This window comes from Novosphingobium naphthalenivorans NBRC 102051 (assembly GCF_001590985.1).
Classification (GTDB): domain Bacteria; phylum Pseudomonadota; class Alphaproteobacteria; order Sphingomonadales; family Sphingomonadaceae; genus Novosphingobium; species Novosphingobium naphthalenivorans.
The window spans coordinates 1-11,388 of sequence record NZ_BCTX01000111.1 but is presented as its reverse complement, the minus strand read 5'-3'; the positions used below and the strand labels follow the sequence as shown (position 1 = coordinate 11,388).

General features: G+C 65.7%; 10 protein-coding genes. 2 read left to right on the top strand and 8 right to left on the bottom strand.

Annotated features, from left to right (window positions below):
- Positions 1-136 precede the first annotated feature (136 nt).
- Positions 137-1,285, bottom strand: coding sequence for a tyrosine-type recombinase/integrase (locus NN5_RS22455; RefSeq protein WP_217998751.1), 1,149 nt, complete (start codon positions 1,283-1,285; stop codon positions 137-139).
- 392 nt (positions 1,286-1,677) lie between these two features.
- On the opposite strand from NN5_RS22455, the gene NN5_RS22450 reads away from it, so the two are divergent.
- A complete protein-coding gene (locus tag NN5_RS22450; protein ID WP_067738527.1) occupies positions 1,678-3,282 on the top strand; it encodes a S10 family peptidase in 1,605 nt (534 codons plus the stop codon).
- Between the two features lie 4 nt (positions 3,283-3,286).
- On the opposite strand, the gene NN5_RS22445 is transcribed toward NN5_RS22450, so the two are convergent.
- The 4 genes from NN5_RS22445 to NN5_RS22430 are packed head-to-tail and all read right to left on the bottom strand — an operon-like array spanning position 3,287 to position 6,809.
- A complete protein-coding gene (locus NN5_RS22445) occupies positions 3,287-4,276 on the bottom strand; it encodes a DUF2891 domain-containing protein (protein ID WP_067738525.1) in 990 nt (329 codons plus the stop codon).
- Entirely contained in the window at positions 4,276-5,184 is a 909-nt protein-coding gene (locus NN5_RS22440) for a DUF979 domain-containing protein (protein ID WP_067738523.1), read from the bottom strand. The genes NN5_RS22445 and NN5_RS22440 overlap by 1 nt, the downstream gene beginning before the upstream one ends.
- Positions 5,181-5,846 carry a DUF969 domain-containing protein gene (locus NN5_RS22435; RefSeq protein WP_067738521.1) on the bottom strand — a complete coding sequence of 222 codons (666 nt, stop codon included), beginning with the start codon at positions 5,844-5,846 and terminating at the stop codon, positions 5,181-5,183. Before NN5_RS22435 ends, NN5_RS22440 begins: the two co-directional genes overlap by 4 nt.
- A gap of 24 nt (positions 5,847-5,870) precedes the next feature.
- The gene (locus NN5_RS22430) at positions 5,871-6,809 is read right to left on the bottom strand and encodes an isoaspartyl peptidase/L-asparaginase family protein (protein ID WP_084385117.1); all 939 of its coding nucleotides are present in this window, start codon (positions 6,807-6,809) and stop codon (positions 5,871-5,873) included.
- A 217-nt stretch (positions 6,810-7,026) separates the two neighbouring features.
- On the opposite strand from NN5_RS22430, the gene NN5_RS22425 reads away from it, so the two are divergent.
- A complete protein-coding gene (locus tag NN5_RS22425) occupies positions 7,027-8,031 on the top strand; it encodes a sodium:calcium antiporter (protein ID WP_067738515.1) in 1,005 nt (334 codons plus the stop codon).
- A 126-nt stretch (positions 8,032-8,157) separates the two neighbouring features.
- On the opposite strand, the gene NN5_RS22420 is transcribed toward NN5_RS22425, so the two are convergent.
- From NN5_RS22420 to NN5_RS26080, 3 genes are all read right to left on the bottom strand, one after another.
- Positions 8,158-8,526, bottom strand: coding sequence for a hypothetical protein (locus NN5_RS22420; RefSeq protein ID WP_067738512.1), 369 nt, complete (start codon positions 8,524-8,526; stop codon positions 8,158-8,160).
- 35 nt (positions 8,527-8,561) lie between these two features.
- Complete coding sequence (locus tag NN5_RS22415; RefSeq protein ID WP_067738510.1) at positions 8,562-11,138, bottom strand: cation-translocating P-type ATPase; 2,577 nt, start codon at positions 11,136-11,138, stop codon at positions 8,562-8,564.
- Positions 11,139-11,258: 120 nt separating this feature from the next.
- On the bottom strand, positions 11,259-11,388 hold a 130-nt coding region (locus NN5_RS26080; RefSeq protein WP_174523928.1), incomplete at its 5' end, for a membrane dipeptidase.

Genomic DNA, 11,388 nt, shown 5'->3' with positions numbered 1-11,388 from the left:
TCATCGCGTACTCCCCGACACGCCTCATCCATCGGTCTGGCAGTCACAGCTTGCGCAGCCAGGCAAACTCGTGATCCATGACGCCTTTCCGATCGAAGAATAGTTTTACAGGATACCGCACGTTCCATCGTCGAAATCAGTGCGCCTTGGAGAGTACGAAGCGTTCCCAGGCCTGCATCAATGTGCGACGGCGCTCAAACCGATCCGAACGCTGATACGCACGCACGACATCGGAATCGACGGCATGTCCCAGCGCGCTTTCCTTGACCTCAAACGGGGTGTCCGTTTGTTCCTCGACCCACGTGCGAAACGTGGCGCGAAATCCGTGCGGCCGGGCCGTGAGGTCTCGGCGCTTCATCACAGCTGCCATGCCCATATCCGATAGTGGCTTTCCTCGCGCCGACGCGAACAGGTGATCGCCAGACGATCGCGCACGGGCTATCCTGATGACGCGTACCGCTTCGGGCACCAGCGGCACCCGGTGCTCTTTACCTGATTTCGTGTGTTCTGCCGGGATGGTCCAGACATCGCCGTCTATTTCATCAATCGTCGCCAGCCGGATTTCGCTCGTCCGCGCTGCCGTGAGTATCAGGAGGCGTAGGGCTAGCGGTCCTACGCCGTCCATGTCCACGAGCGACCGGTAGAAGGCAGACACGTCGGTGTACGGCATCGATGGGATGTGTTTGACTTGGTGCCGCTGCTTGCCCAGCAATGCCCGGGCCTTCATGGTCGCCTGGAGATCAACGTCCAGGCCGAGTGCCGCCGCATGTTTGAGCGTGAGGTTCATTCGGTTGAGCGCCTTGGCGGCGGCTTCGGTCTTCTTGTGCCAGATGGGTTCCAGCACGCGCTTGAGTGCATGCTGGTCAAGCTGTTCGATGGGAAGTCGGCCGAGCTTGGGGACGATGTGCACGTTAAGCGGTGACATCCAACGACCCGCGTCACCATCTTGCTTGAGTTCTGCCTTCCGCGCTTCAAAGCACCCCTCGATAGCTTGGGCAACGGTGAGGCGGTTGGCGCCAAACTTTTCCTTTTCACGCTCAACGATGGGATCGAGGCCATCGCGCAGGGTCTTGCGCGCCTCTGCTGCTCGTTCTCGCGCTTCAGCTATTGAGACATCTGGCCAGCGGCCCAAGCCCATTTCTCGCCGCCTGCCAAAGACGGCAAGACGGAGCATCCATCTGCCAGCGTGCTTGGTGCGCTTGACGAGCCATAGCCCTTGCCCATCGGCGTACTTGCCCGGGTCAAGATTTTTAGCCTTCAGTTGGTTGAGCGAATGATACAGCACAGACCACCTTTTTAAGCCAACTTTGGAACCACCTTTTACACCACCCTTGAGTGTAGAAACCTATGCTATTTTATGCGTAGCTATGTGTAAAGACCAATAATAACAAGGTGTTGTTAATGTTAAGCTATGCGTATTTATGCGCAAAATTTGGTGCCGAAAAACATGCCTCTCGACCGCACCAGGCAGTTTCTGAACAGCACTGATCATTGCCTTCGGGCACCCCCCAAAGCGCCCCGTGCATGGGGCCTTCGGGCCATGGCCGGCGGAATTGTTCCTGCACTACCGGGGCGCCTTGCGATTGCGCGATCCTGCACTAAGCTTGCCTGACCGGCGAGGCCTTCCGGCCGCCGCCTGCCTTTCAGGGAAAAGCCCCTCTTTCAGGGAAAACGTGCATGCGCTTCGGATCGCTTCCTGTCTTTGCCATGGCTCTTGCCTGCCTGCCCGGGGTATCGGCGGCTGCGGAAGCGCCGGATGCCCGCCCGGCCGCGCCGGTGGAGCTGTTCCAGCCCGAAGCTGTGCAGTCGGCGGGCTCGGTCACGGTGGGCGGTTCGCGCATTGCCTATCACGCCGTGGCCGGGACGCTGGTCGTCCACGCCAAGGGCTGGGAGGATACCGACGCGATGGAGGCCAAGGCCTCGGGCGATGACGATGCGCCCAAGGGCAAGGCCGAGGCGTCGATGTTCTACACTGCCTATTTCAAGGACGGCGTGCCTTCGGCCAACCGCCCGATCACGTTCCTGTTCAACGGCGGGCCGGGTTCGTCGAGCGTGTGGCTGCACATGGGCGCCTTCGGCCCGGTGCGCGTGCAGACGGCGGACAACACGCATACGCCCCCGGCGCCCTATGCCACCGTGAACAACGATGCGAGCCTGCTCGATGCCAGCGATCTGGTGTTCATCGATGCGCCAGGCACTGGTTTCAGCCGCATCGCCGGGCCGGACAAGGACAAGGCGTTCTACGGCGTCGATCAGGACATCGATGCCTTCGCGCAGTTCATCGGCCAGTTCCTGTCGAAATATGGCCGCTGGAATTCGCCCAAATACCTGTTCGGCGAGAGCTACGGCACCATGCGCGGGGCAGGACTGGCGCTGGCGTTGCAGAACCAGTCGATCGACCTCAACGGCGTGATCCTGCTGTCCGACATCCTGAACTGGGACCTGATGCCCGACGATCCGCAGGTGAACCCTTCCGTGGACCTGCCCTATATCGTCGCGCTGCCGACCTATGCCGCGACAGCCTGGTATCACCACAAGCTGGCCGACCGCCCCGATGATCTCGCAACCCTGCTCAGGCAGGTCGAGGCCTTTGCGACCGGCGATTATGCGCAGGCGCTGATGCAGGGCAACCTGCTGCCGGAGGCTGACCGCCAGCGCATCGCGGCGAAGATGGCGGCCTTCACGGGGCTGCCGGTCTCCTACCTGCTCAAGACCAACCTGCGGATCGAATACGGGGCCTTCCAGAAGGAACTGCTGGCCGGGCAGGGGCTGACGACCGGCACGCTCGATACCCGCTTCACCGGGGCGACGCTCGATCCGCTGAGCAAGGTCGCGCAATACGATCCGCAAAGTTCGGCGATCGGCGGGGCCTATATCGCGGCGTTCAACCAGTATGTTCGCACCACCCTGCACTACGGCGAGGGCAAGGCGTTCAAGCCGGGCATCGATGTCTATGGCAGCTGGGACTACCGCCACCAGCCGCCCGGTGCGGGCAAGCCGCTGATCGCGCTGCCCAATGTCCTGCCGGACCTGGCCGTGGCGATGAAGAACAACCCGACCATGAAAGTGATGGTGAACGGCGGGTATTTCGACGTTTCCACCCCCTATTTCGAGGGCGTGTTCGAGATGCGGCACTTGCCCGTCCCGCCGGACCTGCAGGCCAATGTCGAGTACAGCTACTACCAGTCGGGGCACATGGTCTATGCGCACCTGCCCTCGCTGCATGAACTGCACGACAATGTCGCCGCCTTCATCCGGCGCACGGATGGCGGGGCACGCTGAGGGCTCAGAGAAGGGCTAGGAGCGCGAAGCTCGCGAGCCAGTGGGTGCCCATGTAGTCGTCGGCGATGTGCGGCAGGCTGGCGGCAATATGCCGCTCCGCCGCCGCGCGTGCCGGGGCGGCGACGGGATGGGCCGTGCCGAGCGCGGTGGCGATTTCCCGCCAGCACCAGGCGCGGCTGAGATTGAGGCCGTCGAGATGCGCGATCTTGCCGTCGCTGCGGTCCGAGACGGTAGCCGGGACGAAGAGCGTGGCGGGCAGGCCCTGCGCGGCTTGCGGAAGGAAGGCCTCGAACCACGCCGTGAAGGCGGCGGCATCCAGCAAGCGGCTCATCAGCATGGCTTCGGTGAGCGCGGACGAGAGGAACTCGTCGCCGCCCGGTTCCCAGGCCTGACAGCCCCGGTCGGCGCCGAACCAGTCAAGGGCCGTTTCGGTGATCTGCCCGGCCAGGGCGGGATCGTGCTGCGCGGCCCATTCGTGGGCGAGCGCCAGCGCAAAGGCACTGTTGAAGTGCGTGCCGGTGCGGATGGGGTAGGTCTGCTTGGGCAGGAACGCACGGAAACGCTCCGCAAAGGCGTGGGCCAGCGGCGTCAGGGCCGGGCCCCAGGGCGCGTCATGGCGCATCGCCTCGCTGTGGAGCGCCAGCAGCCAGCCCCAGCCATAGGGGCGCTCGAACCCGGCGGACAAGGGCCGGTCGAGATAGGCGCGTTCGGCCTCTACCAGTTCCGGCGTCAGCATGGCATCGGCGCGGGCGCGCACGGCGGCGGCCTCGGATATGTCCGGATGGAGCCGGGCCAGCGTCAGCACCTGCCACCAGCCGTGCACGCAGCTATGCCAGTCGAAGCTGCCGTGGAAGATCGGATGGAGCACGCGCGGGGGCAGGGCGTCGTGGTCGCCGTCCAGCACGTGGTCGAGCTTGTGCGGGTATTCCTGCCCGAGATGGCTCAAGGTCAGTCCGGCAAAGCGGGCGGCGGTTTCGGCATCGAGGACAGGCATCACATCACCCAGTAAAGCAGCACGATATTGAAGATCAGCAGCGGGATAGCGGTCGGGATCTGCGCGCGGATCACGCCGTAGCGGTCGCGCAGTTCGAGGAGGGCGGCGGGCACGAGATTGAAGTTGGCGGCCATCGGCGTCATCAGCGTGCCGCAGAAGCCCGCGAGCATCCCGATTGCGGCGACCGGCGCGGGCGCGCCGCCATAAGTGTGGATCAGCAGCGGCAGGCCGATCGCGGTCAGCATCACCGGGAAGGCGGCGAAGGCATTGCCCATGATGACGGTGAACAGCGCCATGCCGAGGCAATAGACCGTGACGGCGCCCAGCACGCTGCCTTCGGGAATGACGTGCCCGATCAGCGAACCGACCACGCCGCCCATGCCCGCCAGCGCGAACACCGCGCCGAGGCTTGCCAGCATCTGCGGCAGGATCGCAGCCCAGCCGATATGGTCCATCAGCCGCGTGCCTTGCCGGAACGGCTCGGCAGGGGCAGGGCGCAGCCAGAGGTAGCAGATGGCCAGAGCCAGGATCACGCCGAGCGTCAGCGATACCAGCGTGGCCTGTTTGGGATCGACCACGCCGGGCAATTGGGAAAACAGCAGCGTGCCGGCCAGCGCCGTCACCGGGATCACGAGGGCGGGCACGAACAGCATCGATCCGCGCGGGGCGGCGGGTTCCTGCGGCCGGTCGCGCGATCCCATGCGGCCCAGTGTCGCCGCCAGCACGATGGCCAGCACCAGAATGCCATTGCCGAGATCGCCGAGCCTGTCGCCCAGCAGGAAGCTGACTGCGATCAGGGCATAGAACAGGGCATTGCCGGGATGTCTTGGCCGCCCGGCCACGCTCAGCACGGCGAAGGCCGCGAATGTGGCGCCTGCCACAAGGTAGAGAAAGCCGAGCCCGATCACGGCTTGCGCGCCTTGCGCCTGAGCCGCCGGTCGGCGAGCAGCAGCCGGGTGCCGTGGATGGCAAAGGCGGCGATGGCGGTGGGGATCGCCCAGACCGAAAGCGCCAGCGGCGGCAGGTCGATCCCGTCGGCCTCCAGCACGCCTTTCATCAGCAGGATCGAGCCGATGGCGATGAAGATGTCCTCGCCGAAGAACAGGCCGATATTGTCGGTCGCGGCGGCGAGGGCCCTGGCCTCGTCGGGATCGTTCTCGCCCGGCGCCTGCGCTTCGGCAGCGGCTTCGGCCATCGGCGCGATCAGCGGACGCACGGTCTGCGCCGGTCCGGCGATCGAGGTGAGGCCAAGTGCCGCCGTGATCTGGCGGAACAGCAGATAGACCAGCAGCAGGCGCCCCATCGTCGCGCCCCGGATGCGCCCGATCAGCGCCCGCGCGCGCTCCTGCAGCCCGTGGCGTTCGAGAATGCCGATCACCGGCAGGACGATGTAGATGATCGTGATATAGCGGTTGTCGTTGAAGGCCTTGCCGAAGGCGGAAAGCACGGTGACGGGATCAAGGCCCGCCGCCAGCCCCGTCACCAGTGCCGAGGCGACGACGACCAGCAGCGGATTGAACCGCAGCATGAAGCCTGCCGCCATTACCGCGATTCCGGCCAGGACCAGCATCAGCCGCGCCTTCCGGCGATGCGATCATTCATCGCCGTAGATGGCCACCTTGGGCTCGGCGCCCTTGCGGGCCACGCCGCGGTACATGCCCGGCGTATTGAACGAGAAAGCCGGCGTGCCGTCCGCCGAAACCACGATCACGCCGCCGTCACCGCCGAGCGCCTGCGTTTCGGCCTGCACTTTGTCCGCCGCCGCCTGCGGCCCTTCGCCGAGGAAACGCATCCGCGCGCAGATTTCGTGCGCGACGCCTTCGCGGATGTAGTATTCGCCAGCCCCCGTGGCGGAAACGGCGCAGGCGCGGTTGTCGGCATAAGTTCCGGCGCCGATGATCGGGCTGTCGCCCACCCGGCCATAAAGTTTGCCGGTCAGGCCGCCGGTCGAGGTGCCCGCGGCAAGGTTGCCGTGGCTGTCGCGCGCGACGGCGCCCACCGTGCCGTATTTCTCGTTGCGCTCGAAATCGCCTTCGGCCTGATGCTTGGCCTTGAAGGCCTGCAATTGCTGCCAGCGCTCCTCGGTGCGGAACCACGAGGGATCGACCTGTTCGAGGCCATGCTCGCTGGAGAACTTGTCCGCGCCCTCGGTCGCCAGCATCACGTGCGGGCTCTTTTCCATGACCGCGCGGGCAAGGCTGATCGGGTGGCGCGTCATGGTCACGCCGGCGACGGCCCCGGCCTGCCGCGTGGCGCCGTCCATGATCGAGGAATCGAGCTCGTTCTTGCCGTCGGCCGTGAACACCGCGCCGCGCCCGGCGTTGAAGTTGGGATTGTCCTCCAGCACGCGGATGGTCGCTTCGACCGCGTCGAGCGCCGTCCCGCCCTTGCCCAGGACCGCGCTGCCCGCATCGAGCGCCTCGCGCAGCGCCGCGCGCACGGCGGCCTCGCGCTCGGGCGTGATCTTGTCGCGCTTGATGACCCCGGCGCCGCCGTGGATCACCAAAGTCCAGTTGTCATCTGCCGATGCCATAGAGCCCACCAGAACCGTTGCGATAACCGCGAGCTTTGCCAGAAATCCAATGCGCAAGTGCTGCCCCTTACCTGTTCGACCCGGCCTTATCTATTCGCCTAGGAATGTTTTGCGCGATGTTATCGGCATATCCCGACGCGCCGCAAGCGGCCCGTTCGTTTTCCGCCCGAAGTCTGTTGAGGGTTGCGGACAAAATCCGTTAGGCTAGGCGGCGTCTATGTTTTTTGCCTGGTTCCAGTTCCTCGCCTGCGTCGTCGTCATCGGATTTGCCGGACCGGCGCTGACCCGCAATGCCGACTTGATCGCCCGCCTGACCGGCATGTCGCGGGGCTGGGTGGGGCTGGTCCTGCTGGCGACGGCGACGTCGCTGCCGGAGCTCTACACCGGGATCAGCGCGGTGACGCTGGCCGATGCGCCCAACATCGCGATCGGCGATGCGCTGGGAAGCTGCCTGTTCAATCTCGTCATGCTGGTCGTGCTCGATGCGCTCTCGCGCGATGAGCCGGTGTGGCGCCGGGTCGATCAGGGACATATCCTGACGGCGGGCTTCGGGGTGATCCTGATCGGCTTCGTCGGCGCGATGATCCTGGTGGTGCGCGACGGGTTCGATTTCCGCATCGGCCATGTCAGCCTCTATGCCCCCATGCTGATGCTGCTCTACCTGATCGCGGTGCGGGCGGCCTTCCACTACGAGCAGCGCCCGCGCGAAGCCGCGCCGAAGGTTGTCGAGACGATCGACGGGGAAACGCTGGGCCGCGCGGTCGGGCGCTATTGCCTCGCCGCGGTGATTGTCGGCGCGGCGGGGGCCTGGCTGCCGTTCGCCGGCCTCGCGGTGGCAGAGGCGATGCAGTGGAAGACGTCGTTCGTCGGCACCCTGCTGGTGGCGGCGGCCACGTCCATTCCCGAACTGGTGGTGACGATCACCGCGCTGCGCATGAGTTCCGCCGACATGGCTATCGGCAACCTGCTGGGGAGCAATCTTTTCGCCATTCTCATCGTCGGGATCGACGATCTCGCCTATCGCGGCGGTTCGCTGTTCGTCGACATCTCGCCCGCACATGCGGTTACGGCCATTGCCGGGTCGATCATGAGCGGCATTCTGATCGTGGCGCTGCTATACCGGCCGGGCAGCCGCTTCTTCGGGGTCATCAGCTGGATCGGGCTGGCCTTGCTGACGGTGTACCTGCTCAGTTCCTACGCGATCTATCTGCACGGGCATTAGGCAGGGGGCATTTTCCCGCTCCGCTCATCCTGAGCCTGTCGAAGGATGGGATGCAGCACGCCATGCCGATGGGGCTTCGACAAGCTCAGCCTGAGCGGGACAGGATGGGGCGGCGTTGCAGGGAAATCAGGTGCCGTGAAAAGCGTCGATGATTTGCTGTTCCGATAGTCCTTGCTGACGCGCCCATAGGATGAGGTATTCGGCAAGGTGCCAATCCACCGGTCCATCTGGGCCCGTCAGGCAAATCGAAAGGCGTAGGCCGCTTTGCTGAGCAGGATCGAGCTTGTCGATTTTGGCCCATATCTGGCGTTGAAGTAGCGCGAGTTCTTCGGGTGTTTCTCCCCGATCAAATGCAGCCAGAGCCTTGCCCTGCAATTCATCCTCGATTCGTATGAATTGATGAAAGACGCGAACTACCTTCTGTAAGGCAGGTTGCAGACATCCAGCATCAATTTCCTCGATGATATTGTCAGCGTTGATCGATTTGGCAGCCATCTCGTCTACGTGTATCGGAGCGGATCTGTTACCGTCTACCCCACAATCGCCTTCACAAACTGCCGCTTGGCCAGCGTCAGCACCCCGGCCATCACCACGGTCATCACCACGACTTCGGCAATCCCGTCGCCCTTCAGCACGGCGAAGTGGAACAGGCTGGCCACCGGCTCCACCAGGAACAGCAGAGCATAGAGCACGGTGATGAAGCCCATGATCACCGCGAAAGTCAGGTTGTGGCCCGAACGGTGAACCCCGATCCCTGAGCGGAACGAGCGGTTGACCACGATCAGCACCAGCACCGCGCAGATCAGCGCGGCAAAGCAGGTCGAGCGGAAATGCGCGTCGTCCATGCCGGAGAACTGCGTCCAGGTGGCCAGCGCGATCAGGCCGGCGAGGGCGACCACGCCCTGCAGCGCCGACCATCCCAGCAGCACGCGCGAGACCAGCGGGCTGTCCGGCGCGCGCGGGGGGCGGTTCATGATGTCGGGCTCTTCCGGCTCGGCTTCGAACGAGAGCGAGCACATCGGGTCGATCACCAGTTCCAGCAGCGCGATGTGGATCGGCCCCAGAATGATCGGCCAGCCGGTGAGCAGCGGCGTCAGCGCCAGCCCGCCGATCGGGATATGGACCGCGAAGATGAACTCGGTGGCCTTGCGGATATTGTCGTAGATCCGCCGGCCCAGCCGCACGGCGGTGGCGATCGACTGGAAATCGTCGTCGAGCAGCACGATCGAAGACGCCTCGCGCGCGACGTCGGTGCCGCGCTGGCCCATGGCCACGCCGATATGCGCGGCCTTGAGCGAGGGGGCATCGTTCACCCCGTCCCCGGTCATGGCGACGACTTCGCCCGCCGCCTTGAGCGCGGTGACGATCCGCAGCTTTTGTTCGGGCATGACGCGCGCGAAGACGGAGACGGCAGGAATGCGCGCGGCCAGTTCCTCGTCGCTGAGGCGGGAGATATCCTCGCCGCTCATCGTCTCACCCGCCGCGATCCCGGCCTTTTCGGCGATGGCGCGGGCGGTGGCCGGATAGTCGCCGGTAATCATCACCACCCGGATGCCTGCGCTCTGCAGCGTGCGCACGGCCGCGGGCACGGTCTCGCGGATCGGATCGGCAAGGCCGACGAGCCCGGCGAAGGTGAAGTCGAAGCCGTGCTGGCTCTCCGGCAGGGTGCCGTCCGTCCAGCGGGTGCTGGCGACCCCGAGTACCCGCAGCCCGCGCGAGGCCATGTCGGCCACGGCGGCCTCCATGGCTTGCCGCGCTGCCTCGTCGAGATGGCACAGGTCGGCGATCGCCTCGGGTGCGCCCTTGGCGGCGACCAGCTTGCCGTCCTCCCCGCCGTTGGTCCAGACGTGCGACATGGCCAGCAGGCCGGTGTCCAGCGGATAGTGGCGGTGCAGCGTCCAGCCGTCGTCCTGCGGTTCCTTGAGCGCGGCGCCGGGATAGGCGGCGTCCAGTTCGTGGAAGGCCTTTTCCATCGGGTCGAACGGCTCTTCCGGGCAGGCCATGATCCCGGCGCGGGCAAGGTGGAGGAAAGGATCGGGAAACACCGCGCCGTCTTCGGCGGAGCGAAAGGCGGAGCCGTCCGGCAGGCGCAGTTCTTCCACCAGCATCCGGTTCTGGGTGAGCGTGCCGGTCTTGTCGGTGCACAGCACGGTGGCTGCGCCCAGCGTCTCGATCGCGGTGCCGCGCCGGGCCAGCACGCGCGAGCGCGACATGCGCAGTGCGCCCATGGTCATGAACAGCGTGAGCACGACCGGCAGTTCTTCGGGCAGCATCGACATGGCGAGCGCCACGCCCGAAAGCAGCGCGTCGAGCCAGCTGCCGCGCAGGAAGCCGTAGAGCAGGATCGCGAGCACGCTGACGCCGATGCCGCCCGCCGCGAACCAGCGCACCAGCTTGCGGGTCTGCAAGGTGAGGCGCGGAGTCTCGTCGGTCAGCGTGGCGAGCGACTGGCCGATCGCGCCGATGCGGGTGCGCGGGCCCGTCGCCGCGACGCGCACGAGGCCGGTGCCGCGCACCACCAGCGTGCCCGAATAGGCATAAGGCACGCCGTCGCCGCCGGGCAGGGGCGGCTCATCCGGTTCTTCTCCGGTCAGGCGGGCCTTGGTGACGGCTACCGATTCGCCGGTCAGGATCGCCTCGTCCGCCTGCAAGGTATCGGCCTGCACGATCCAGCCGTCGGCCGCCACGCGCCCGCCTTCGTTCACCACCAGCAGATCGCCGCGCACGATATCCTGCGAGCGGACGGTCTGGCGTTGCCCGTCGCGAATGACCGTGGCCTGCGGCACCGACAGGTCGCGCAGCGCGTCGATCGCCTTTTCGGTGCGGGCTTCCTGCACCACTGCGATCAGCACGGTCAGCCCGGCGAAGGCCATCAGGATCAGGGCGTCGTGCAGTTCGCCCAGCAGCAGGTAGATCAGGCCGGCCGCCAGCAGGAACAGCAGCATCGGTTCGTGCAGGACCCCGCCGATGATCCCCAGCAGCGAGCGCTGTTTGCCGCTGGAGAGTTCGTTGGGCCCGTCCGCGGCAAGGCGCTGTGCCGCCTCGGCGTGGGAGAGACCGATGGGGGTCAGACCGCGGTGTACCGGCTGGGAAGGGGGGACGGTCATATCGATGCGGCAGTGTGCGGGTTCTTTGTGACCGGATCAAGATGGCGCGGGGATGCCATGGGGTTATGGCCGGGAGAGGCGCCCGGGCTTGTGGCCCCGGCGACCTCTCCCCGTGCGCCGCTATTCGGCGGCCTTGGGATCGGCGGCGGCTTCTACCTGGCGCATGACGCGCAGGATATTGCCGCCCCAGATCTTGGCCACGTCCTCCTTGGTGTAGCCCGCCTTGAGCAGCGCGGCGGTGATCCTGGGT